General features: G+C 68.7%; 25 protein-coding genes. 5 read left to right on the top strand and 20 right to left on the bottom strand.

Features of this window, described 5'->3' with window-relative positions:
* Window positions 1-300 precede the first annotated feature (300 nt).
* A complete protein-coding gene (locus ACFXIV_RS36385; protein WP_379382003.1) occupies window positions 301-816 on the top strand; it encodes a hypothetical protein in 516 nt (171 codons plus the stop codon).
* A gap of 108 nt (window positions 817-924) precedes the next feature.
* On the opposite strand, the gene ACFXIV_RS36380 is transcribed toward ACFXIV_RS36385, so the two are convergent.
* The 4 genes from ACFXIV_RS36380 to ACFXIV_RS36365 form a co-directional block, all read right to left on the bottom strand.
* Window positions 925-2082, bottom strand: coding sequence for an acyl-CoA dehydrogenase (locus ACFXIV_RS36380; protein WP_379394978.1), 1158 nt, complete (start codon window positions 2080-2082; stop codon window positions 925-927).
* Between the two features lie 171 nt (window positions 2083-2253).
* Complete coding sequence (locus ACFXIV_RS36375) at window positions 2254-2946, bottom strand: TetR family transcriptional regulator (protein ID WP_379394945.1); 693 nt, start codon at window positions 2944-2946, stop codon at window positions 2254-2256.
* 92 nt (window positions 2947-3038) lie between these two features.
* Window positions 3039-3542, bottom strand: a complete 504-nt coding sequence (purE, locus tag ACFXIV_RS36370) for a 5-(carboxyamino)imidazole ribonucleotide mutase (RefSeq protein WP_379394943.1) — start codon at window positions 3540-3542, stop codon at window positions 3039-3041.
* Entirely contained in the window at window positions 3535-4758 is a 1224-nt protein-coding gene (locus ACFXIV_RS36365) for a 5-(carboxyamino)imidazole ribonucleotide synthase (RefSeq protein WP_379394941.1), read from the bottom strand. Before ACFXIV_RS36365 ends, purE begins: the two co-directional genes overlap by 8 nt.
* 98 nt (window positions 4759-4856) lie before the next feature.
* On the opposite strand from ACFXIV_RS36365, the gene ACFXIV_RS36360 reads away from it, so the two are divergent.
* Window positions 4857-5426: a GtrA family protein gene (locus tag ACFXIV_RS36360; protein ID WP_364623406.1), complete on the top strand. Its 570-nt coding sequence runs from the start codon at window positions 4857-4859 to the stop codon at window positions 5424-5426.
* Here ACFXIV_RS36360 and ACFXIV_RS36355 read toward each other — a convergent pair.
* The 6 genes from ACFXIV_RS36355 to ACFXIV_RS36330 form a co-directional block, all read right to left on the bottom strand.
* Window positions 5392-6714, bottom strand: coding sequence for an ATP-binding protein (locus ACFXIV_RS36355; RefSeq protein ID WP_379394939.1), 1323 nt, complete (start codon window positions 6712-6714; stop codon window positions 5392-5394). The genes ACFXIV_RS36360 and ACFXIV_RS36355 overlap by 35 nt on opposite strands.
* Window positions 6711-7403: a response regulator transcription factor gene (locus tag ACFXIV_RS36350; protein WP_364623412.1), complete on the bottom strand. Its 693-nt coding sequence runs from the start codon at window positions 7401-7403 to the stop codon at window positions 6711-6713. Before ACFXIV_RS36350 ends, ACFXIV_RS36355 begins: the two co-directional genes overlap by 4 nt.
* 38 nt (window positions 7404-7441) lie before the next feature.
* Window positions 7442-7822 carry a hypothetical protein gene (locus ACFXIV_RS36345; RefSeq protein ID WP_379394937.1) on the bottom strand — a complete coding sequence of 127 codons (381 nt, stop codon included), beginning with the start codon at window positions 7820-7822 and terminating at the stop codon, window positions 7442-7444.
* 113 nt (window positions 7823-7935) lie between these two features.
* On the bottom strand, window positions 7936-9246 hold the full coding sequence (locus tag ACFXIV_RS36340; protein WP_379394935.1) for a sensor histidine kinase: 1311 nt from the start codon (window positions 9244-9246) through the stop codon (window positions 7936-7938).
* Between the two features lie 82 nt (window positions 9247-9328).
* Window positions 9329-10006: a response regulator transcription factor gene (locus ACFXIV_RS36335; protein ID WP_354830111.1), complete on the bottom strand. Its 678-nt coding sequence runs from the start codon at window positions 10004-10006 to the stop codon at window positions 9329-9331.
* Window positions 10007-10015: 9 nt separating this feature from the next.
* Window positions 10016-10561, bottom strand: a complete 546-nt coding sequence (locus ACFXIV_RS36330; protein WP_379394933.1) for a PH domain-containing protein — start codon at window positions 10559-10561, stop codon at window positions 10016-10018.
* 220 nt (window positions 10562-10781) lie between these two features.
* Here ACFXIV_RS36330 and ACFXIV_RS36325 point away from each other — a divergent pair, with 220 nt between their 5' ends.
* Together ACFXIV_RS36325 and ACFXIV_RS36320 are read left to right on the top strand one after the other, a co-directional pair.
* Window positions 10782-11735 (top strand): acyl-ACP desaturase, encoded by a 954-nt coding sequence (locus ACFXIV_RS36325; RefSeq protein WP_379394931.1) that lies wholly within the window; start codon window positions 10782-10784, stop codon window positions 11733-11735.
* Between the two features lie 59 nt (window positions 11736-11794).
* Window positions 11795-13222 (top strand): serine/threonine-protein kinase, encoded by a 1428-nt coding sequence (locus tag ACFXIV_RS36320; protein WP_379394929.1) that lies wholly within the window; start codon window positions 11795-11797, stop codon window positions 13220-13222.
* 60 nt (window positions 13223-13282) lie between these two features.
* On the opposite strand, the gene ACFXIV_RS36315 is transcribed toward ACFXIV_RS36320, so the two are convergent.
* From ACFXIV_RS36315 to ACFXIV_RS36290, 6 genes are all read right to left on the bottom strand, one after another.
* Window positions 13283-14083 carry a biotin--[acetyl-CoA-carboxylase] ligase gene (locus tag ACFXIV_RS36315; protein ID WP_379381984.1) on the bottom strand — a complete coding sequence of 267 codons (801 nt, stop codon included), beginning with the start codon at window positions 14081-14083 and terminating at the stop codon, window positions 13283-13285.
* Between the two features lie 87 nt (window positions 14084-14170).
* Window positions 14171-14503, bottom strand: coding sequence for a hypothetical protein (locus tag ACFXIV_RS36310; RefSeq protein ID WP_379394927.1), 333 nt, complete (start codon window positions 14501-14503; stop codon window positions 14171-14173).
* A gap of 255 nt (window positions 14504-14758) precedes the next feature.
* Window positions 14759-15103, bottom strand: coding sequence for a hypothetical protein (locus ACFXIV_RS36305; protein WP_379394925.1), 345 nt, complete (start codon window positions 15101-15103; stop codon window positions 14759-14761).
* On the bottom strand, window positions 15103-15528 hold the full coding sequence (locus ACFXIV_RS36300) for a DUF1707 domain-containing protein (RefSeq protein WP_379394923.1): 426 nt from the start codon (window positions 15526-15528) through the stop codon (window positions 15103-15105). The genes ACFXIV_RS36305 and ACFXIV_RS36300 overlap by 1 nt, the downstream gene beginning before the upstream one ends.
* 90 nt (window positions 15529-15618) lie before the next feature.
* Entirely contained in the window at window positions 15619-17415 is a 1797-nt protein-coding gene (locus ACFXIV_RS36295) for an acetyl/propionyl/methylcrotonyl-CoA carboxylase subunit alpha (protein ID WP_379394921.1), read from the bottom strand.
* 200 nt (window positions 17416-17615) lie between these two features.
* The gene (locus tag ACFXIV_RS36290; RefSeq protein WP_379394919.1) at window positions 17616-18515 is read right to left on the bottom strand and encodes a sulfurtransferase; all 900 of its coding nucleotides are present in this window, start codon (window positions 18513-18515) and stop codon (window positions 17616-17618) included.
* Between the two features lie 384 nt (window positions 18516-18899).
* Here ACFXIV_RS36290 and ACFXIV_RS36285 point away from each other — a divergent pair, with 384 nt between their 5' ends.
* Window positions 18900-19484, top strand: a complete 585-nt coding sequence (locus tag ACFXIV_RS36285; protein ID WP_379421387.1) for a hypothetical protein — start codon at window positions 18900-18902, stop codon at window positions 19482-19484.
* Here ACFXIV_RS36285 and ACFXIV_RS36280 read toward each other — a convergent pair.
* From ACFXIV_RS36280 to ACFXIV_RS36265, 4 genes are all read right to left on the bottom strand, one after another.
* Window positions 19428-20069, bottom strand: coding sequence for a Maf family protein (locus ACFXIV_RS36280; protein WP_379394915.1), 642 nt, complete (start codon window positions 20067-20069; stop codon window positions 19428-19430). The two genes, ACFXIV_RS36285 and ACFXIV_RS36280, sit on opposite strands and share 57 nt — an antisense overlap.
* Before the next feature lie 6 nt (window positions 20070-20075).
* Window positions 20076-20393 carry an acyl-CoA carboxylase subunit epsilon gene (locus ACFXIV_RS36275; RefSeq protein WP_379394976.1) on the bottom strand — a complete coding sequence of 106 codons (318 nt, stop codon included), beginning with the start codon at window positions 20391-20393 and terminating at the stop codon, window positions 20076-20078.
* A gap of 212 nt (window positions 20394-20605) precedes the next feature.
* On the bottom strand, window positions 20606-22243 hold the full coding sequence (locus ACFXIV_RS36270) for an acyl-CoA carboxylase subunit beta (protein ID WP_379394913.1): 1638 nt from the start codon (window positions 22241-22243) through the stop codon (window positions 20606-20608).
* A gap of 246 nt (window positions 22244-22489) precedes the next feature.
* On the bottom strand, window positions 22490-23668 hold the full coding sequence (locus tag ACFXIV_RS36265) for a beta-propeller fold lactonase family protein (RefSeq protein ID WP_379394911.1): 1179 nt from the start codon (window positions 23666-23668) through the stop codon (window positions 22490-22492).
* Window positions 23669-23711: the final 43 nt, after the last annotated feature.

Genomic DNA, 23711 nt, shown 5'->3' with positions numbered 1-23711 from the left:
CCCCCGGCATCCCCACCCGAACAGCCCTCGAACCCGCGCTTTACCCGGGGAAGCCGCGAAGAGAAGTTCCGGCGAACCCTCCTGCCGCACATGGACGGCGAGCCGATTACCAGAGCAATCCTTCAGCTACTGAACAGATTTCGCCGCGTCCGCGGCCCGCGCGTCACGCGGCGGTCGAATCTCGCCGATTCACAGGAGATTCCCGGCTAAGTGAAGAACTAACGTTTCAATACTCGGTTAAGGTCCGGAAGTCCCCTGGACACAGGGGTTTTCGACAACAACTGGGGAGAAACAGACCCGATGAAGAAGTCGGTCCTTGCTCGTTCGAGCGCCGGTATCGCCGGAGCCGCTGCCGTGGCCGGGCTCACCCTCGCGATGGCCCCCGCGGCCTCCGCGCAGCTCGCCATCACGACCTCCACGGCCTACTGCGCCGGCACCACCTACACCATCACCTTCCCCGCGGCCGACGCCGCGGCCATGGCCTCGCAGTACGGCGACAACAACTTCGTGCTGGAAGCCACCAACACCACCAGCAACGTCACCTGGTGGTCCGCCGCCGTGGCCTCCACCTCGGGCCAGGACGTGACCTTCCAGTGGACGCCGTCGCAGTCGGTGCCCGCGTCCGCCACCGCGACGGGCTCCTGGAACCTGTTCGTCACCGAGGCCCATGTCGCGGCCACCGCCGAGGGCCCGCTGGCGGTCACCGTCGTGCAGACCGCACCCTCCGGGACCAGCTGCACCCCGTCCACCGGAACCGGCAGCTCGAACTCCATCCCGCTGATCGGCGGCCTGCTCAGCAGCCTGTCCGCGCAGTAGTTCGCAGACGTCCGGCCCGGCACTCCCTCATCCGGGCCGAACGCAACGGAGGCGGCCCCGAGCCCAGCTCGGAGCCGCCTCCCGCGTATCCGCCGGATCGAAAAGCGATCAGCGCAGGATCTGACGCGACATGACGACGCGCTGGATCTGGTTGGTGCCCTCGTAGATCTGGGTGATCTTGGCGTCGCGCATCATGCGCTCCACCGGGAAGTCGGTGGTGTAGCCGGCGCCGCCGAAGAGCTGGACGGCGTTGGTGGTGACCTCCATGGCCACGTCCGAGGCGAAGCACTTGGCGGCCGCGGAGATGAAGCCGAGGTTCTTCTCGCCACGCTCGGCGCGGGCGGCCGAGGTGTAGACCATGAGGCGGGCGGCCTCGATCTTCATGGCCATGTCGGCCAGCATGAACTGGGTGTTCTGGAAGTCGGCGATGGCCTTGCCGAACTGCTTGCGGTCCTTGGTGTAGGCGATCGCGGCGTCCAGGGCGCCCTGGGCGATGCCGACGGCCTGCGCGCCGATGGTCGGGCGGGTGTGGTCCAGGGTCTGCAGAGCGGTCTTGAAACCGGTGCCGGGCTCGCCGACGATGCGGTCGCCGGGGACCTTGCAGTTCTCGAAGTACAGCTCGGCGGTCGGGGAACCCTTGATGCCCAGCTTGTGCTCCAGCGGGCCGACCACGAAGCCCTCGTCGTCCTTGTGGACCATGAACGAGGAGATGCCGTTGGCGCCCTTGTCGGCGTCGGTGACGGCCATGACGGTGTACCAGTCGGACCGGCCGCCGTTGGTGATCCAGCACTTGGAGCCGTTGATGACCCAGCCGTCGCCGTCGGCCTTGGCGCGGGTGCGCATGGAGGCGGCGTCGGAGCCGGCCTCACGCTCGGACAGGGCGTAGGAGGCCATCTTGCCCGCGACGATGTCGGACAGCACCTTGTGCTTGAGCTCCTCGGAGCCGTTCAGGATCAGGCCCATGGTGCCCAGCTTGTTGACGGCCGGGATGAGCGAGGAGGAACCGCAGACGCGGGCGACCTCTTCGATCACGATGCAGGTGGCGACCGAGTCCGCGCCCTGGCCGCCGTAGGCCTCCGGCACGTGCACGGCATTGAAGCCGGCCGCGTTGAGGGCGGTCAGCGCCTCCTCGGGGAAGCGGGCGTTGCCGTCCACGTCCTTCGCGTAGGGGGCGATCTCCTTCTCGGACAGGCCGCGGATGGCCTCGCGCAGCTCGTGGTGGAAGTCCTCGAGCTGGAACAAGTTGAAATCGGGGTTGCCCGCCATGGGGTTCTTCTCCTGGTCTTCGGGGGATCGCCGCTGGTTGCCCAGCATCGCCAACTTGTGCGGCACTCAGTGCCAATCGAAGTCGAGTATACGCCGCGAAATCGCAGTTACGTGCGGGTACCCGCTCACCAATCTGTGGCACGCAGTGTCATTTGCGCCACTGTGGGCATCTCACAGCGCATCGAGGCGACGGGCCAGCAGGTCCGCGACCTGCCGTGGCGAGAGATCTCGGGGAAACACCGCCACCACCATCTCGTCCGAGGCCGGCGCGGGCCCGCGTCCTCCGCGCGGAATCGCCGCCAGCGCCGCCCGCAGATCCGCCGGGCTCGCCGCCGACTCACCCCGGACCATCCGCCGCAGCAGATAGTTGTGGGTAGCCGTCACCGCGGCCGTGAACTGCACCAACTCCAGATCCGCGGTCCCGTGCAATCGCCCGCGCAGATAGTCGGTGAACAACCGCTCGTACCGGAAGACCGTCACGATCTCCCGCTCGCGCAGCGTCGGCACCTGCCGCACCACCCCGTAGCGCCGGGCCGCGATCTCCCGCCACTGCGTGAACCGCTCGAACACCTCGACCACGGCCTCGCACACGGCATCCCACGGATCCCCCTGCGGCGTGCTCTCCAAGAATGCCCGCGCCTGCGCCAGCTGCGACTCGTGATCGGCGAAGACCACGTCCTCCTTGGACCGGAACTGCCGGAAGAAGGTCCGCCGCGAAATCCCCGCCGCCTCCGCGATCTCATCGACCGTCGTTGCCTCGTAACCCTTTTCGGCGAACAGCCGTAGCGCCTGATCCACCACGGTGAGACGGCGCTGGGTCGAATCCGCGTCGGCGCGCGGCCGTGCGGGCTGGTCGGTAGGCATCCGCCAACGGTAGCGACCCGGGCGGGCCGTTCCGCACGCCACGGTCGACGGCGCGCGGAACGGTGAGGTCAGCTCGAGAGAAAGGTGACGTGTCAGCCCAGCAGTTTGGTCCGCAGCGCCTCGTCCTTCTCCAGGACCAGCTTTTCCAGGCTCTGCTGGAAACGTTCCATGCGGGAACGCAATTCGGGGTCGGCGGTGGCGAGGATGCGGACCGCGAGCAGGCCGGCATTGCGGGCGCCGCCGATGGAGACGGTGGCGACCGGGACGCCGGCGGGCATCTGGACGATCGACAGCAGGGAGTCCATGCCGTCCAGGTACTTCAGCGGCACCGGCACGCCGATGACCGGGAGCGGGGTGGCGGAGGCGACCATGCCGGGCAGGTGGGCCGCGCCGCCCGCACCCGCGATGATCACCTTGACGCCGCGGTCGGCCGCGTTCTTGGCGTAGTCGAGCATGCGCTGCGGGGTGCGGTGCGCGGAGACCACGCCGACCTCGAAGCGAATGCCGAACTCGGCCAGGGCTTCCGCGGCCGCCTCCATGGTGGGCCAGTCGGAGTCCGACCCCATGATGAGGCCAACCTGTGCGGTGTCAGTCATGGTGCGGATCCCATCCGTCGGTCCAGATCGCGTGCGACATCCAGTGCGCCGCCCGCTCGGCTTTCTCCCGGGTCTCGGCCACGTCGTCGCCGAGGATATTGATGTGGCCGATCTTGCGGTCGGGGCGTTCGCCCTTGCCGTAGAGGTGCACCTTGGCCTCGGGGATGCGTGCCGAAAGATGGTGCAGCCGTTCGTCCATGGACATCTCGGGGGCTTGCGGCGCACCCAGGATATTGGCCATGACGGTGACCGGGGCCAGCGGCCTGGTGCTGCCCAGCGGGTAGTCCAGGACCGCACGCAGGTGCTGCTCGAACTGACCGGTGCAGGCGCCGTCCATGCCCCAGTGGCCGGAGTTGTGCGGGCGCATGGCCAGCTCGTTGACCAGCAGCTCGCCGGCCTGGGTCTCGAACAGCTCCACGGCCATGGCGCCGGTCACGCCGAGCTCGGCGGCCAGGCGCAGGGCGAGCGCCTCGGCCTCGGTGGCCCTGGCCTCGTTCAGGTCCTGCGCGGGTGCGATGACCACCGCGCACTGGCCGTTGCGCTGCACGGTCTCCACCACCGGCCAGGTGGCGGCCTGCCCGAACGGGGAGCGCGCCACCATGGCCGACAGCTCCCGCTTCAGATCCACCTTGGCCTCGGCCATCAGCGAGACCCCGTGGGCCAGCTGGTCTTCGATGATCGGGGCGGCCTCGGCGGCGTCGGCGGGCATCCATACGCCGCGGCCGTCGTAGCCGCCGCGTACCGCCTTGAGCACGAACGGCCAGCCGTGCTCGTCGGCGAAGGTCACCGCGTCGGCGACCGAGGTCACCTCGGTGTAGGCCGGGATCGGCACGCCCAGCTCGGCCAGCTTGCGCCGCATCCGGAGCTTGTCCTGGGCGTAGATCAGCGCCTGCGGCGGCGGCTGCACGTTCACACCCTCGGCGATGAGCGCCTCCAGGTGCGCGGTCGGCACGTGCTCGTGGTCGAAGGTCAGCGCGTAGCAGCCGACGGCGGCCTTGCGCAGCGCGGCCAGATCGTCGTGGCTGCCGAGGACCACGTCCGGCGTCACCTGGGCGGCCGGGTCGTCGGGGCGCTCGGCGAGCACGCGCAGCCGCTGGCCCAGCGCGATGGCCGCCTGATGGGTCATGCGCGCGAGCTGGCCACCGCCGATCATGGTGACGGTGGGCATCGCGGAGGAATCGAAGGAACGGGCGCTCACGCTGCACCATGTTGTCATGACACCCACCGGCTACTGACCCGCGGGTCGCATGACAGGTATCTGCCCCGATTTGTACCGGCCGGACAGCGCATGGATCAGAGACGTAGACTCGCTCCGTGTCATTTGTCGACAAAGTGGTCAACCGCCTGCCCACCCCCCTGCGGGCCCTCGCGGACCGCCATTACGAACTACTCAAGTTCGCGATAGTCGGTGCGACCACGTTCGTCATCGACCTGGGCATTTTCTACGTCCTGAAATGGACGATCATGGACACCAAGCCGACCGTGGCCCGCATCATGTCGGGCACCATCGCGGTCATCGTGTCCTACATCCTCAACCGGGAATGGACCTTCGACAAGCGCGGTGGGCGCGAGAAGCACCACGAAGCGCTGTTGTTCTTCCTGGTCAGCGGAATCGGCGTCGGACTCGCCGCGCTGCCGCTGTGGGTGTCGAGCTACGTGTTCGACCTCCGGCAGCCCAATGTGAGTTTCACCGTCGAGAACATCGCCGACTTCTTCAGCGCCTTCATCATCGGCAACCTGCTGCAAATGGCATTCCGATTCTGGGCCATGAAGCGCTGGGTGTTCCCCGACGAAATGCAGGAACTGCAAACCGAATTCGAGGACCTCGTCAACGAGGCCGAAGATCTCGTCACCGAGAACGAGGAGCAGCTGGGTCACAGCTGAGGGTGACGGTCAGGCGGACGCCGCCCGCCGGACTTTCCCCGATGGTCGCGGTACCGCCGTGCAGGCGGGATTGCTGCGCGACCAGGGCCAGACCCAGACCGCTGCCCGGCGTCGTGCTCGCCCGGTAGAACCGTTCGAAGACGCGCTCCCGATCAGGTGCCGGGATGCCGCGACCGTCGTCGTCGACGGTGAGGACGACGTGATCGTCGTCGCGCCGCGTCGCGATCTCGATGCGCCGCGCCCCGCCGTGCCGGACGGCATTGGTCACCGCATTGTCGACGATCGAACGCAGCCCCGCGGCCAGCCCGCGCAGCACGATGGGCTCCACCGCCTCGGTGTCGATGAGCACGCCGGGATTCGAGCGCCGGGCGTCATCCACCACCTGATCGATGAGCTGTCCGAGCTCCAGATCCTCCCGATCGGATTCGGTGGCCAGATCGCCCACCGCCAGCCGTTCCAGGGCCTGCAGGGTGGCCTCGACCGAACTCTGCGCACTCAGGATCTCGTCGAGGATCTCCGCGCGTTCGGCATCCGACAGCGGCATGGACCGCAGCACCTGCAGGTCGGTGCGCATGGCCGTCAGGGGCGTGCGCAGCTCGTGCGCGGCGGTGGCGGCGAAATCGCGTGCCGTGACCAGTGCTTCGCCGGTGTGCCGGCGCTCGGTCGCGATGCGCCCCAGCAGGGTGTTCATGGCCTCGGCCAATTCCGTCGTCTCGCTGGCCACCGGATGACGCGGGGTCTGCAGGGCCAGCCCCTCTCCCAGCCCGGCCGTCGCCGCGGTCAGCCGCCGCAGCGGGACCACCGCCCGATGCGCGAAATACCAGCCCAGCAGCGCCGCCAGCAGCACCGCGGCCAGTCCGATGAGCACGATCCGGATCCGCTGCTGCGCAGCCGAATCCGAAGCCACATCGGTCGGCACGGTCACCGCCACCGGATGGCCGTCGAGCGCCACCGTGCGCGAGTACTCCGGCTCCGGACTGCCCGGCTCGCCGCGCACGATGAGCACCCCGGGTTTCGTGACGGCGGGCAGGCCCGGCTCGGGAGCAGCCGTGCCGCCGGGCACTGGGAGACTCGGCAGCACGGGTTCCGGCAGCGACCGGCCGGGTTGCAGCTGGGCGGGGGCGAGCGCGATCGCGCTGACCACCCGGCCGACCTGATTCGCCGCGTCGTTCGGCGCGAACGCGAACAACACCACCGACATGGCGGCGACCACCACCGCGGCCGTCGCGGCACTCGCCAGCGCGACCCGGGCGCGCAGCGACACCGGCCGTCGCGGCAGCCTGGTCACGGCTCGGTCCGCAGGACGAAGCCGACGCCGCGCACGGTGTGCACGAGCCGTGGGGATCCGGCGGCCTCGATCTTGCGGCGGAGGTAGGAGACGAACACATCGACCACCTTGGTCTGGGTTTCGAAGTCGTAGCCCCAGACCCGGTCGAGGAGCTGGGCGCGGGAGAAGACCTGCCCCGGCGCCGCGGCCAGCGCGGCGAGCAGATCGAATTCGCGTTTGGTGAGGTCGAGGGGCGTGCCGTCGACCCATGCGCGCCGCGCGCCGGGTGCGATGGTCAGCGGGCCCACGGTGATGTGATCGTCGGTGACGTGGGCCGGGGCGGGCGCGCGGCGCAGCATGGCGCGCAGCCGGGCCACCAGTTCGCCCAGGTCGAAGGGCTTGGTGAGGTAGTCGTCGGCCCCGGCCTCCAGGGCGTCGATGCGATCGGTGACCTCCGCGCGGGCGCTGAGCACGCAGATCGGGATGTCGTTGCCCAGCGAGCGCAGTGCCGTGACGACCTGTACGCCATCCAGATTCGGCATGTTCAGGTCGAGCAGCATGGCCTGCGGGGCATACGCGGCGATCTGGCGGAGCGCGGCGGCCCCGTCTGCCGCGGTTTCGACGTCGAAACCCGACATCCGGAGCCCCCGCGCCACCGAGGACAGCACCCTGACATCGTCGTCCACAATCAGAATCCGGGGACCCGTCACAAGATCAGACGATACTGACGCGAGCTGAGAGCGGAGCCTCAGCGACCCGGGTTCACCACGATGGTCTGCGACGGTTTGCCGGGCGGGATCGCCACGCCCGGATCGCCCGGCCGCACGGTCACCACGCCGGGCGCCGGCAGGCCCGGCTGCAACGGGAGGGCCGGCACGGCGTCCGGGCCGGGCGGCACACCCGGCTCGGCCTGGCGCACAGTCACATTGCCGTCGCGATCCTTGATGATCAGCACGCCCGGACCGATGGGGGCGGCCGGCGCGACGGGCTCGTTGCTTCCCGTATCCGCCAGTCCCGCAATCGAATCCGGCGTCGCGGCCTGTGCCACCGCGGGCAGTACCAGCGCCCCGAGGGCGGCGGTCCCGAGGACCGCGGCGGTCATGGTGCGACGGACGGTGAAGGTCGGCATGGCGTCTCCTGTTCTCTCACCGGCGATCGTGCGCCGGTTCCGGTTGACGAATCCGAAGGTAGGAAGCGGATTCTCAGGACCGGCTAACGAACGGTTAGAGAACGGATAGAAGATCAGCGCGGCTCGGTGCCGACTGCGATGGGCCGCGACGCCACCCCCGAGGAGCCGAGGAACACGGCGAACAGGGCGGGGCGGCGACGCTGGAGTTCCAGTCGCCCGCCGTCGGCTTCGATCAGCGCGCGGGCCAGGGCCAGCCCGACGCCGGTGGAGCCCGCCGCCGAGAAGCCGCGGTCGAAGATATGCGGCGCCAGCTCATCTCGCACGCCGTCGCCCTCGTCGGCGACCTCGACGACCACCAGCGGCTCGCGGTCGTCCATGCGGCCCGTCACCGTGCGCACCGACACCGTGCAGGTGCCGCCGCCGTGCATGAGCGCATTGTCGACCAGCACCGCGAGCGCCTCGCGCAGGCGTGAACCGGTCACGGGCGCTTTGAGAGTCGGGTCGCCGAGCAACACCAGCTTGCGCCCGGCCTCGGCGAAGGGATGCCGCCATTCCGCGACGACACTGCGCAATTCGGCCACCACCGGCAGCGGATCGCGTTCGGCCGCACCTTCGTCGCGAGAAGCGCGGACCAGTTCGTCGATGGCGTCGGTGAGCCGATCCACCTGTGCCATGGCCTCTTCCGCCTCGTGCACCACCGCCGGGTCGGCGTGCGCGGACAGCTCGTCCAGGCGCAGGCGCACGGCGGTGAGCCGGCTGCGCAGCTGATGCGAGACATCGGCGACCAGGGCGTGCTCGCGCTGCAGCCGGCCCGCGATTTCCACTGTGGCCGAATCCAGGACGTCGGACACCCGGTCCAGTTCGGTGATGCCGTGGCGGCGCGGATCGGCGCGGAAGTCGCCCATGGCCAGCCGCGCCGCGCGGGCCGCCACGTCCCGCAGCGGGTCGGCCACCCGGCGCGCGGTCACCACCGCCACCGCGATGCCCGCACCCAGCGAGATGAGCACCAGGCCCAGCACCGCGCCGAGCGCCTGCCGCTGCATGGAATGCATTGGGGCCGAGGGCACTTCCAGCCGCAGCGAGCCGTCGGTGCCCATCGACCAGGACTCCGACAGCGGATCGCGCACCGTGTTCGCGCCGATGTCGACCTTCTTGTTGGGCTCGGTCGGCGTCGGATAGATGATGGTCAGCTTGCCGTTGGCGGGAATCAGCAGCCGCACCGCCTTGGTGTCCAGCTCGCCGTACACCACGCCGTCGCGCTCCTGCCGCGTCACCTCCTCGGAGATGCCGTTGAGCCGGTTGCGCAGTTCATTGCGGTTGATGTCCTCGACCCACTTCCAGGCCGTGAACGCCAGCGGCACACCGAGAACCAGAGTGGTGAGAGTCAAGGCGGCCACCATGGACAGCAGGATCCTGCGTCTCATCGTCGAGATGCCTCGCTTCGCCGGGTTTTCGGGGTTCGGACGCGCGCGGAACAGCACAACAGAAGGATTTCGATCTGAGCGGCTAGTCGGTATTGAACCGGAAGCCTACGCCGCGGACGGTCACGATACGCCGCTCGGCCACCGGCCCCTCGTCGCCGATCTTGCGGCGCAGCCACGACATGTGCATGTCCAGGGTCTTGGAGCCGCGCAGATCGGCGTCACCCCACACCTCGCGCAGGATCATCTCACGCGAGACCACCTGCCCGGCCCGGTCGATGAGCACCTTCAGCAGCTCGTACTCCTTGTTCGCCAGGTTCACCTCGATGCCGTTCACCAGCACCCGCCGCGCGGCCGGCTCCAGCCGGATGCCGCCCACCTCCACGGCCTCGTCCCCGATTCCGCTGCGGCGCAACAACGCCCGCACCCGGGCCAGCAGCTCGGCCAGCCGGAACGGCTTGCCCACATAGTCGTCCGCGCCGGCGTCCAGGCCGACCACGAAGTCCACCTCGTCGGTGCGTGCGGTGAGCATGAGCACGGCCAGCTCGGCGCCGCGCGCCCGCACCTGACGGCACACCTCGAGCCCGTCCATACCGGGCAGGCCGAGGTCCAGGATCAGCAGGTCGTGACCACCCTCGAGGGCCCGTTCGAGCACGGCGGGACCGTAGCTCTCCACCGTCACCGAATAGCCTTCACGGCCCAGCGCCCGCGACAGCGGGGCGGCGATGGCCTCGTCGTCTTCGGCCAGCAGTACTGCGGTCACGGCACCAGACTACGGGTACGCCCCGGCGGATCCGTAGAAGCCGCCACCGTTCGGATTGTTCTGCACCACATCGAAGACCTGGCGATAGAGCAGCGCGTGCACCTGCTGCACATGCGGAATGTCGTCGTACTCCAGCGGATCCTCCGACGACGAACCGATGATCAGCGTGCCGGTACCCAGCATGCGATCGAACAACCCATGGCGGAACTGCACATTCGAGATCCGGTTCATCGGAATGTCGATGCCGGTGTGGGTGAGCACGCCCTGCCGGATCAGCACCCGCCGATCGGTCACGATGAAATGCGTCGACTTCCACCGGATCAGCGGAGCGACGCTGCGCCACACCACGATCCCCAGCCACAGCGCCAGAATGCCGAGCAGCAAACCGGTCTGGAGGGTGCCGCCGGTATTGCGCGCCGTCACCCCCGCGGCGAATCCGGCCAACGCGGTGATCAGGATGAAAGTCACGGCGGGCCAGAACAACATCTTCCAGTGCGGATGGCGGTGCAGCAGCAGCACCTCTTCGGGCGCCAATGCCTCCTCCGGATAACCCATGCCGAAACCCTATCGCGGCCGGATGCCGGAATGCCGCTCGGCGACCTGCGGGCCAGGGCACAATCTTGCGGTTGCCGGTACCATCGGCAGGCACGAGTTGCCTTTCTTCCTAGTTGTACCGCGCAAGACCTTCAGGGTTATCCCGAGCAGGACCATCCGGCTTCGCCGGTGATCGTCGACAACAGGCTCTACCCGGTTGTGCAAGACACAGGAGGCGTGTGTGACCCGAGAGTTGACGCAATTCCAGATACTTCGTGAGCTCGAGCCCGTCGCCGAGGCGAATCTGAATCGGCATCTGTCGATGGCCAAGGAATGGCACCCGCACGATTACGTGCCGTGGGAGCAGGGCCGCAATTTCGCCGCCATGGGCGGCGAGGACTGGGATCCCTCGCAGTCGCGGCTGACCGAGGTCGCCAAGATCGCGATGATCACCAATCTGCTCACCGAGGACAATCTGCCCTCGTACCACCGCGAGATCGCCGAGAACTTCTCCCAGGACGGCGCCTGGGGCACCTGGGTCGGTCGCTGGACCGCCGAGGAGAACCGGCACGGCATCGTCATGCGGGACTACCTGGTGGTCACCCGTGGCGTGGATCCGGTGGCGCTGGAACAGGCCCGCTTGATCCACATGACCAGTGGCGTGCGGTCGCCCGGTGATTGGGGCGGCTTCCTGGAGAATGTCGCGTACGTGACCTTCCAGGAGCTGGCCACCCGGGTGAGTCACCGCAATACCGGCCAGGTCTGCAACGACCCCATCGCGGACCGCATGCTGCAGCGCATCGCCGCCGACGAGAACCTGCACATGATCTTCTACCGCACCCTGTGCGCGGCCGGCCTGGACCTGGCGCCCGACCAGGCGGTGGCGGCCATCACCAAGGTGCTCACCCATTTCGTGATGCCCGGCCACGGTATGCCGAACTTCCGCCGCAACGGGGTCATGATGGCCAAGCACGGCATCTACGACCTGCGCCAGCACCTGGAGGAAGTGGTCGGTCCGGTGCTGAAGAATTGGAATATCTTCGAGCGCAACGACTTCGGGCCGCGCGGCGAGAAAGCGCGCGAAGAGCTGGCCGCCTATCTGGACAAACTGGGCCAGGACGTCGTCAAGTTCGAGGAACAACGCGACCGCATGCTCGCCCGGGAAGCTGCCCGCGACGAATTGCAAAGGGTCTGACACCAGGGGGACGTTGTGCGCGATTGAAATAAATTCGGTTCGCTAAGGTGTCCCCCAGTGTGACGAGAGGAAATCCGTTGGGGGATGGCTACCTGGGCCGATACCGCCTCGACGAACTGCTCGGCAGCGGCGGGTCGGCGGAAGTGTGGCGTGCGCACGACACTGTGGCGGATCGCACCGTCGCGCTCAAAATGCTGGCACCCGTCCTGACCGCCGATCCCGAATACCGGCGGCGCTTCGAGCGGGAGGCCCGGGCCGCCGCACTGCTGCACGGACCGCACGTGGTGCCCGTGCACAGCTACGGCGAACTCGAGGGCCGGCTGTACATCGATTCGGAATTCGTGGACGGCCTCGATATCGAGGCCCTGCTCGAATGGGAGGGCCCGATGGCCGCGGACGCGGCCGTGGACCTCATCTCCCAGGTCGCCTCCGCGCTCGACGACGCCCACGCCGCCGGGCTGATCCACCGGGACGTCAAGCCGCAGAACATCATCGTCGCCCCCGACGACGTCGCCTACCTCATCGACTTCGGCACCGCCCTGCAGGACGGCCAGAGCGCCATCACCCAGACCGGCATGCTGGTCGGCACCCCCGCCTACATGGCGCCGGAACGGTTCGAAGGCGCCGCCTCACCGAGCTCCGACATCTACTCCCTGGGCTGCGTCCTCTACGAATGCCTCACCGGGCAGCGGCCCTTCCGGGTGCGTAATCCGGCGCAGCTCATGCGCGCCCACCTCGACCTCGCGCCCAAGCCGCCGTCCACCCTCGACGAGACCGTTCCGGCCGCCCTCGACGCCGTCGTCCTGCGCGCCCTGGCCAAGAATCCCGGCGAACGGTATTCCACCGCAGGCGAATTCGCCGACGCCGCCAAGGCCGCCCTCACCGCGCCCGCCGTCCCGGCCGAGCCCGGTCCCGAGGCACAGGTGACCGTGGTCATCCCCAACCCGGCCGACACCGACGCGCGCACCACCGCCCTCCCGCGCCCGGTGCCCGCTGTCGGAATCCCGGCCGGAATGGACGTCGGTACGGTCGCGCTGTCCAAGGAAGCCGATCTGGGTCTGCCCGCTCGCCGCTGGACCCGGCGGCGACTGCTCGCCGCCGCGGGCTTCACGGCCGCCGCCACCGCCATCGCGATCGGCGCCGCGTTGTTCACGAGCCGGGCCGCGGAACTGCAGCCCGGGCAGCGCGCCCGGACCTCGGCCGTACCGACCACGAAAGCTCCTGTCCAGGCGGCGCTTCCACCGACCACCGAGCCGACGACCGAACCTCCCGAGGACCCCGCGGCCGAATCCGTCACACCGATGCCGGACGACACACTGGCCCCCGCCGAACCGCCGACCATCGACGCCCCGGCCGGCCCGCGGCTGCCCGGACTCGAGATCCCCGGTCCCGGTCTGCCCGGTCCCGGCTTCACCCTTCCGGGCTTCCCCGGGCCCGCCGGCAGCAACCGCCACGGCGGCCGCCCGCACGGACAGAACAGCCAATAGTCCTCGCGCCGAACCTGTTCGGGGGCCAGCGCGAATCAGGTTGCGGGAAACGCGTTTCTGTCAGTACTCGGCGCGGAGGTGGGTGACATCGCCCGCCGAGACGGCGCGATCACCGATCAGCAGCCTGCCGTATTCGTCGATGCCCGTGGCAATTCCGGTGAGCACCTCCCCACCGGGCAGCTCCGCGCGTACCTGCGCACCGAGAGTGGCGCACCGTTCGCGATAGGCCGCCGACAGCTCGGCGATATCCCAGCCGGACGCCTCCCAGGCGGTGAAGCGGCGGGCGAACTCGCGCAGCATCGCCTGCACCAGCACCGTGCGATCGATCTCGGGAGCCCCGGCCAGCAGCAGGGACGTGGCGTGCGGGACAGGCAGTTCGGCCTCGGTGAGGGATACGTTCAGCCCGACCCCGACCACCACCGCCGGGTCCGCACCCGCGGCGGCGATCTCGGCCAGGATCCCGGCCAGCTTGCGGCCGTCCACCAGCACGTCATTGGGCCACTTGAGCACCGCCTTCACCCCGGCCACCGCGCGCACCGCGTCCACCACGGCCACGCCGGTGAGCAGCGGCAGCCAGCCCAGCACGGCGGGATCGATCCCCCGCACCCGCACCAGCAGCGACATGGCGATCTGCGCCCGTGCGGGGCTCACCCACCGCCGGTCGTGGCGGCCGCGGCCGTGCTCCTGCGACTCGGCGATCAGCACCAGCCGATCGGCACTCGAATCCGCGGCCCGCGCAACCAGATCCGCATTGGTCGACCCGGTCGACTCGACCACCTCGACGGCCGAGAAGAAACCCAGCTCGGGCACCTCGGCAACACTCCGGCCCAGCACGTCAACATCCAGCGGCGACCTGTCCATGCACCGCACGCTACTCCCCCGCCCGCATCCACACGGCAACGACAAGGGGCGGGTCCGGATCGGACCCGCCCCTTCTCGCCCGGCGCGCTACCGCGGCGCGGACACCGCCTGCAGCATGCCCGCCAGGGCCTCGAACAGGCCCGTGAGCACATGCTCGGAAATGTCCTCTCGCGCAGGCTCGGCCGCGTCGGACTCGGCGTCGGCGGACACGAGTACCGGGGTACCCGCGCCCGCCACCGGGGTGCCCGGGACCGGCATCGCCCCGCCCGCGCACGGCATCTCCGCGTACGCAGGGGCGGCGGCGTCCCCCGTCGATTCGCCGCCACCCCCGGTACGGCCGTCGCCCGCGAGCGGAGCGGTGCGCCCGCCGCCGCTCGCGCCGTCGTCGTCCGAGGTTTCACTGAATTCCGGATCGGTCACTGTCGGCTCCGGATCACGGATCCGCCACGCGGTGAACGATGCCGCCGCTGCCCGATCTGCTTGGTGTTCACTCCAGCTCCACATAACCGCCTCCCCAGGTCGTCGGTTTCGGATGCGACTCCAGAGTGACCCACGACCGGGGCCGAGCACGACCGGTTTTTCGGGTGCGGACGGCATCAAGGCTGGTAGATAAGGACTTTCACGACAAGGATCGGTGTCCGGACCGGACAGCGGAACGGGTCCGGCGGCTCGGATTCAGGCGTCGACCGGTTCCAGGCCGAGGGCGCCCGCGGTGAACCGGCGCACGGTCACCAGGCCGTCCGCCAGCGCGGCGTCGTATCCCGCACGGGCCCAGCCGGTCACGGTCGCGGTGCCGTCGGCATTGGGCCACACACCGATCTCGGCGACCATCTCCGCGGTGGTGGGGATGCACACCGCCCACGAGAAGTGGGTCTCCTCGGCCCATTCGGCGCTGCGCCGGGCCACATAGCCGGGCTCGGTGATGCCGGCGTCGGCCAGGGCGGGCCGGTCGTCGATGCGCTCGTCCGCCCGCAGGGCACGCAGATACCAACTGCCCGCATTGATCTCGATGGGCTCCATCAGTCCTCCGATCCCCGATCCAGTCGCCGCTGCCGCCGCCGCTCCCGGTGCTCCCGCCGCTGCCGCGGATTGCCGCCGCCGTACAGCACCGCGCCCGCCAGCGGGATCAACAGGAACATCCACCACTGGTGGGTCACGAAGAACAGGATCAGCGCGATGATCGGGACGACCGGCATCACCCGACCACGCCAGTGCGCACCGAACCGCGACTCCCGTTGCGCCGGAACGCTCTTGTCCGCCACCGGCTCCGGCAGATCGGTGAACACCCGCTCGAGGTCACCGCGCGTCAGGGCGGCGGCCACGACCCCACTGCGCTCGTCGAACTCCGCGACGCTGAGCCGCCCCGCCGCGAAATGATCGGACAGCCGCTTCATCGCGTCCTCACGCTCGGCGGTGCCAATACGGATCTCGGGTGGTTCAGCCATGCCATGACATTAGCGCGAGTGGCCGCCCACCTGCAGGTGAGCGGCCACTCGGCGACTTGCGTTGCGCTACTTGATGCGAATCGCGTTGCGCTACTTGATCTCGGCCAGGACGGTGCCCTGGGTGATGGCGGCGCCCGCCTCCACCGAGAGACCCGTGATGACACCGGCCTTGTGGGCGGTGACCGGGTTCTCCATCTTCATGGCCTCGAGCACGACCACCAGGTCGCCCGCCTCGACGGACTGGCCCTCTTCGACCGCGACCTTGACGACGGTGCCCTGCATCGGGGCGGTCACGGCGTCACCGGAGGCGGCACCGGCGCCCGCGCCACCGCGCTTGCGCGGCTTCGGCTTCTTGCGCACCGCACCACCCACGCCATTGCCGGAAGCGGCCGTGCCGACCGAGAACTGGCCCGGCAGCGACACCTCGAGGCGACGGCCGCCGACCTCGACGACCACCTTCTGGCGCGGCGCCTCGTCCTCGTCCTCGATGGGCTGGGCACCGGCGTAGGGCTCGATGTGGTTGTCCCACTCGTTCTCGATCCACTTGGTGTAGACGTCGAACTTGGTGCCGTCACCGACGAACGCCGGGTTCTCGACAATGTGGCGGTGGAACGGGATGACCGTGGCCAGGCCCTCGATCTGGTACTCGTCGAGCGCGCGGGCGGCACGCTGCAGCGCCTGCTCGCGGTTCTCGCCGGTGACGATCAGCTTGGCGAGCATGGAGTCGAACTGGCCGCCGATGACCGAGCCCTCGACCACACCGGAATCGACACGCACACCGGGGCCCGCGGGCTCCTTGTACACGACGACCGGGCCGGGGGCGGGCAGGAAGCCGCGGCCGGCGTCCTCACCGTTGATGCGGAACTCGAAGGAGTGGCCGCGCGGGGTCGGGTCCTCCTTGATGGACAGCTCGTGGCCCTCGGCGATGCGGAACTGCTGGCGCACCAGGTCGATGCCCGCGGTCTCCTCGGTGACCGGGTGCTCGACCTGCAGACGGGTGTTCACCTCGAGGAACGAGACGGTCTCGCCCTGCACCAGGTACTCCACGGTGCCGGCGCCGTAGTAACCGGCCTCCTTGCAGATCCGCTTGGCGGACTCATGGATCTTGGAGCGCACCTCGTCGGACAGGAACGGCGCGGGGGCCTCCTCGACGAGCTTCTGGAAGCGACGCTGCAGCGAGCAGTCACGGGTGCCGGCGACCACGACATTGCCGTGCTTGTCGGCGATGACCTGCGCCTCGACGTGGCGGGCCTTGTCCAGGTACTGCTCCACGAAGCATTCGCCGCGACCGAAGGCGGCGATGGCCTCACGGGTGGCGGACTCGAACAGCTCGGGGATCTCCTCGATGGTGTGCGCGACCTTCATGCCGCGACCGCCACCACCGAAGGCGGCCTTGATGGCCACCGGAACGCCGAACTCCTTGGCGAACGCCACGACCTCGTCGGCGTTCTTGACCGGGTCCTTGGTGCCCGCGGCCATCGGCGCGCTGGCGCGCTCGGCGATGTGGCGGGCGGTGACCTTGTCACCCAGGTCGCGGATCGACTGCGGCGAGGGGCCGATCCAGATCAGCCCGGCGTCGATCACGGCCTGCGCGAAATCGGCGTTCTCGGAGAGGAAGCCGTAGCCGGGGTGGATGGCGTCCGCGCCGGCCTTGGCGGCGGCGTCGAGGATCTTGTCGAACACCAGGTACGACTCGGCCGAGGTCTGGCCGCCCAGGGCGAAGGCCTCGTCGGCGAGCTTGACGAACGGCGCATCGGCGTCCGGTTCGGCGTATACGGCCACACTGGCGATACCGGCGTCCTTGGCGGCCCGGATCACGCGCACGGCGATCTCGCCTCGGTTGGCTACGAGGACCTTTGTGATCTGCGCGTTGGCATGGTTGGGCACTGAGCCTCCTGTGCTCTGGATACTTTCGTCTGTCGGCAGTGTAGGCATCGTGCCAACAATCACCGAACCGAGGATAGGGCTACCGAAGAGTAGGCCCGAAGAGTGAGCAATGCGACTCTTCGAACGGCCTTTTTTAGAACCTGTTCTACCAGACTCTCCCGCGACCTTCTCCTGTGCATACCCCGGGAGGGGCGCGGGCGTTACGAGCTTGCCACGACCGCGGGCGGCTCGCCGGGTTCTTCGCCGATCACGATGGGCGCACCGACCGCATTGGCCCACTCGGTCCAGGAGCCGTCGTAGTTGCGCACACCGGGCACGCCCAGCAGATACGTCAGCACGTACCAGGTCAGCGCGGACCGTTCGCCGACCCGCGAGTAGACCAGCGGCGCGACGCCGGTGACCACCGCGCCGTAGATGACATCGAGCTCGGCCCGCGGCCGGAAGCGGGCGTCGGCGCCGACCGAGGAGGTCCACGGGATATTGACGGCGGTGGGAATGTGGCCCGCGCGCAGCGCCTGTTCCTCGGGGCGATCGAGAACGACCAGCTCCCCGGTGTACTCGCCGAACCCGCGCGCATCGATGAGCGGGCCGCCGAAGTGCGCGAGCACGTCCTGACGGAACGCGCGGGCGGACTTGTCGTCACGATCGGCCACCGGATAGTCGCCCAGCCCGGCCGCGGGCACCTCGAAGGTGGTGTCGCGGGCCTCGGAGATCCAGGCGTCGCGGCCGCCGTCCAGCAGGCGCACGTCCTCATGTCCGAAGAGGGAGAACACCCACAGGGTGGCGGCCGCGGTGCCATTGGATTTGTCGCCGTAGATGACCACGGTGTCGTCGCGCTCGATGCCCTTGACCCGCATCAGGTCGGCGAAGGCCGCGCCGTCGACGACGTCACGGGTGCGGGGATCGATCAGCTCGGTGCGCCAGTCGATCTTGATGGCGCCGGGCACATGCCCGATGTCGTATAGCAATATGTCTTCGTTGGACTCGATGATCTTGAGTCCCGGCGTGCCGATGTTTGCCGATAGCCACTCTGTGGTTACTAGTCGGTGAGGATGTGCGTAGGAGCCGAACGAGTGATGCGGATCCGGAGCGACGGGCACGTTGTGGTCCTTCACGCGTGGTGGGTTAGGTATTGGCGGTTCGAATCTCGACACCGATCGTAGGCATATGGCGGTTACGTAACTCGTTTCAGATCACGAATCGGATGATTGAGCGAATTAAGCGCAGCTTCATCCGATAAAGTCTCTCGAGAGGAGGGGTGAGCTATGTCCGATTCTTGGCCGCGACGGCGACTGCTTGCGATCCTACGTGGCGCCAGCGAGCCTCTCGACGCCCAGGAACTGGCACGTGTCACCGGACAACATGTGACAACGGTGCGTTTTCATTTGGACGTCCTAACCCGGGAATCGCTGGTCCGCCAATTTCAACAGCCGCCACGCGGCCGCGGTCGCCCGCGCATCGGCTATACCGCTGTACAGCGATCGGTGGGTTATCAGGAATTGGCGCAGGTGCTCGCCGATCAGCTGGGCAGCGATCCGCGCCGACGCTCCGAGGCCGCCATCGCGGCCGGGCGCGCCTGGGGCTCGAAACTGGAAGCGGCGGACCAGCCCATCGAAACGCTGGAAGACGCCAAGGACCTCACCGTCACCCTGATGTCGGAGCTCGGCTTCGCCCCCGAACGCGACCAGGCCGGCGAGACCGAAGAGTCGGCCCTGATCCGCATGACCGCCTGCCCACTACGCGAACTGGCCCGCACCCACTCCGAGGTGGTGTGCGGCGTGCACCTGGGACTCATGCGAGAAGTACTGGACCGCAACGGCGGCCGCGAGAGCGTGGCCGTGCGCCTACACCCGTTCGTGGAACCCGAACTGTGTGTCGCCCGTCTGGAACTACTGCAGGGGCGCGCCGGCGAAGCCGGGCGCGAGGAGGGTCAGGCCGAGCCCGGCGAGCCTCGGCTAGCGCCCTCGCCCGGCCGTACCGCACCGCAACTGCGGACCGCCACCGAACCGCAGCTACGCGCGGCCACCGACCCACAGCTGCGCAATACCGACGCCTACTTCGGCCAGTAGCCGGCGCACCAGCGGCAGGCCGATACCGATCACACTCGACGGATCACCGTCGATCTTGTCCACGAACCAGCCGCCCAGGCCGTCCAGGGTGAAGGATCCGGCCACCTGCAGCGGCTCCCCCGTCGCGATGTACGCGTCGAGTTCATCGGGTTCGGGCTTGGCGAAATGCACCGTGGTGGAACTACAGTCGGCCGCCTCGGCGGTGACCTCACCGGCACGCAGCCGCAGCACGCAGTGCCCGGTGAGCAGATCGGCGCTCCGCCCGGCCATCTCGGCCCAGCGCGCGCGGGCGACCTCGGGGGTCAGGGGTTTGCCCTGGAGTACGCCGTCCACGAGCAGCATCGAATCGCAGCCCACCACAACGGAATCGGCGAAGGCGGGATCGGCCGCCAGCTGACCGGCGATCTCACGCGCCTTGGCGCGGGCCAGTTCGATGACGACACGATCGGGTGCGGTATCCGCGGGCAGCGCCGCGGCCACCACGTCCTCGTCCACATGGGACACCCGGACGACCGGCTCGACGCCCGCATTGCGCAGGACGCCGAGCCGGGCCGGAGATTGAGACGCTAGTACGAAGACGGTCACAGGCCGTCAGTCGCGCAGGTGCGACAGCGCCGGAAAAGCGTAGGGCGAGAAGGGCGAAGAGCCGCGGTGCATCAGGGTCGGCACACCCCAGTTGTCGGCCGGGCCGGTCTCGGCCGGCGCGGCCGCGGCGCTCGCGGACGCGGCGGCGAACACGGTGATCAGGGCGGCGAGCTCGAGGTCGGTCGGGTTGCCCTTCAGGACCCGGATGACCGGGTCGGTGCTCGACGGTGCGACCTCGGTGACGGCCGTGTCGACGGCGTCCGCCAATTCATCGACGGTTGCTAGATCCAGTTCGGCGGCGCGCAGTACTTCTTCATCGGCCATGGTCGTCACAGCGCCAGTCCTCCTGTCCGTTCGCCGCAGGGTGTGCGGCGCATTCGTGGCCCGTGTTTGTCCGGGTCGCAAACGGTATTCGATACAACCCTCGACGGCGAGGGCCATTCCTGAACATCTTCGCTCGGATGAGGCGATCGTGCGCGGTACGAGACCTTTGTCCCATTCGACAGTGTGCGCCCCACACCGCGCATATCGCACTATCAGAGCGGAATGTTGCCGTGCTTCTTCGGCGGCAGGGACACCATCTTGCGTTCCAGCAGCCGCAGCGCCGACACGATCTGGCCGCGGGTGTGCGAGGGCGGGATGACCGCGTCGACGTAGCCGCGCTCGGCCGCCACGTACGGGTTCACCAGGGTGTCCTCGTACTCGTTCTGCAGCTCCAGGCGCAGTGCGTCGACGTCGTTGCCCTCGGCGGCCGCGGTCTGCAGCTGCTTGCGGTAGACGAAACCGACGGCGCCCGAGGCGCCCATGACGGCGATCTGCGCGGTCGGCCATGCCAGGTTCACGTCGGCGCCCATGTGCTTGGAACCCATGACGTCGTAGGCGCCGCCGTAGGCCTTGCGGGTGATGATTGTGATCTTGCCCACAGTGGCCTCACCGTAGGCATAGAGCAGCTTGGCGCCGCGCCGGATGATGCCGTTGTACTCCTGGCCGGTGCCGGGCAGGAAGCCGGGCACGTCGACCAGGGTGATGATCGGGACGTTGAAGGCGTCGCAGGTGCGCACGAAGCGCGCGGCCTTCTCCGAGGCGTCGATGTCGAGGCAGCCCGCGAACTGGGAGGGCTGGTTGGCGACGAAACCGACACTGCGGCCGTCGATCCGGGCGAAGCCGACGATCACGTTCATCGCACGCTCGGCCTGGACCTCGAGGAACTCCTCGTCGTCCACCAGGCGCTTGATGACCTCGTGCATGTCGTAGGGCTGGTTCGGCGAGTCCGGGACGATGGTGTCCAGCTCGAGGTCGGCCTCGGTGAGGTTCTCCTCGATGGCGCCCGCGGCGGCGGTGGCCGGGAAGCGCGGGGCCTCGGCGCGGTTGTTGCTGGGCAGGTAGCTCAGCAGGTCGCGGACGTAGTCCAGGGCGTCCTGCTCGCCGGAGGCGACGTAGTGCGCCACACCGGACTTCACCATGTGGGTGTGGGCGCCGCCCAGCTCCTCCATGGTGACCTCTTCACCGGTGACGGTCTTGATGACGTCGGGACCGGTGACGAACATCTGCGAGGTCTGGTCGACCATGACCACGAAGTCGGTCAGCGCGGGCGAGTAGACGTGACCGCCGGCGGCCGGGCCCATGATCAGCGAGATCTGCGGGATGACACCCGAGGCCTGGATGTTGCGGTGGAAGATCTCACCGTAGAGACCCAGGGAGACGACGCCTTCCTGGATGCGCGCGCCGGCGCCCTCGTTGATGCCGACCAGCGGGCGGCCGGTCTTGAGCGCCAGGTCCATGACCTTGACGATCTTCTCGCCGTAGACCTCACCGAGGGAACCGCCGAAGACGGTGACGTCCTGGGAGAAGATGCAGACGTCGCGGCCGTCGATGGTGCCGTAGCCGGTGACCACGCCGTCGCCCAGCGGACGCTGGTTCTCCAGGCCGAAGTTCACGCTGCGGTGGCGGGCCAGGGCGTCGAGTTCGACGAACGAGCCCTCGTCCAGCAGGGCGAGGATGCGCTCGCGCGCGGTCATCTTGCCCTTGGCGTGGACCTTGTCGACCGCGGCCTCACCCATCGGGTGCTTGGCCTCTTCCAGCCGATTGCGCAGATCAGCCAGTTTGCCGGCGGTGGTGTGGATATCAGGGGCGCCCGCCGACCCCGGCGAAGGCTGCTGCTGGACACTCGTCATGACGGGGAGTGTAACCAGTACCAGACCCCCTTCGTAATCCAGACGGGGCTACTCGCGAGTACGGTTATTGGCTACCCGCCAGTAGAAAGCCGCAGGTAGAGCACGCGATTCGATCACCGCACCGGCGCGACTCGAACGCTGTTCAATAGCAAATTCCCCCAGTCATCCCGGCCCGGTTTTGGCCGGGTCCACACACCGCGGGCCGGCGGGATTCCGGCCCGCGCGCGCCCCGGAAAGCCGAGGGGCTCAACGCATGACGCCGGTGTGGCCGGTCGAGTATCTGCCCGGCTGGGGCCAGATGGTGAGACCGTGCGGGCCGCGGCCGACGGGGATGCGCGCCAGCAGTTTCCACTCGACGATGTCGATGGCGTAGACCTCGCTGTTGTTGCGGCCGGAGACCCAGAAGACGCGGCCGTCGGCGGAGAGATTTCCCATATCCGGACTGCCGCCGCCGGGGATCCGCCACTTGCTCGCCAGCTGTCCGGTCGCGAAGTCCAGGACCGAGATGCTGCCCTCCTTACGGTTGGTGATGAGCATCTGCTTGGAGTCGCGGGTGACGTAGAGACCGTGGGTGCCCGCGCCGGTTTCGATGAAGCCGGTGTTGTCGAAGGTCTTGGCGTCGAAGACGTAGATGCCGTTGGCCATCATGTCGGCCACGTAGAAGGTACGGCCGTCGGGTGCGAGCTTGACGTCCTGCGGCATGCCGGAGCGGCCGCCGGGCAGGTCGATCATGCGCAGCAGGCGCAGGCCCGCGATGTCGACCACGGCCAGGCGCCCGCCGAATTCGCAGCTGACCAGGGCGGTGCGGCCGTCGGCGGTGAAGTCCATGTGGTTGACGCCCGGGCAGTCGGGGACCGCGATGTCGTGCAGCTTCTCCCAGCTGTGCGGGTCGTAGAAGTCCAGGGAGCGGTCGGCCTCGGCGACGACGAGGGCGTACTTGCCGTCCGGGGTGAAGTACATGTTGTACGGATCGCGGACCGGGATGGGGTCGCCTGCCTCGCCGGTGCGGGGATCGATGGGCAGCAGGCTGCCGCTGCCGATGGGGAGATCGTTGTTGGCGTAGAGCATCTGCATGTCGTAGGAGGGGACGACGTGCTGGGGTTCGCGGCCACCGGCCGGAAGGGTGTCGATGACCTGGAAGGTGTCCGGGTCGATGACGGTGATGGTGTCGGATTCGCTGTTGGGGACGTAGACACGGGTGGGCTGATCGGCCACGGCGGGACCGAGTTCGCGGGTGGCCGCGTAGATGTCGTCGGGCGAGAGCGGCGGCGGCATGCCGGGTAGCAGGTCCGGCGCCACCGCCGCACCGGGCGGGGTGGCCGGCGGCGCGGAAGGGCGCGGCACGGTGACCGCACTACCACTCGAGCAACCGGCCAGCATTGCGATGGAGATGACCAGACCCAGACGTGCACGGCGCGCGATCACAGGGCGCACCGTGCCAGGGCGGCATTGCGGTGAGCTGACATGT

The sequence above is a fragment of the Nocardia sp. NPDC059236 genome, assembly GCF_042754085.1.
Classification (GTDB): domain Bacteria; phylum Actinomycetota; class Actinomycetes; order Mycobacteriales; family Mycobacteriaceae; genus Nocardia.
This window is presented reverse-complemented; position numbering and strand designations above follow the sequence as displayed.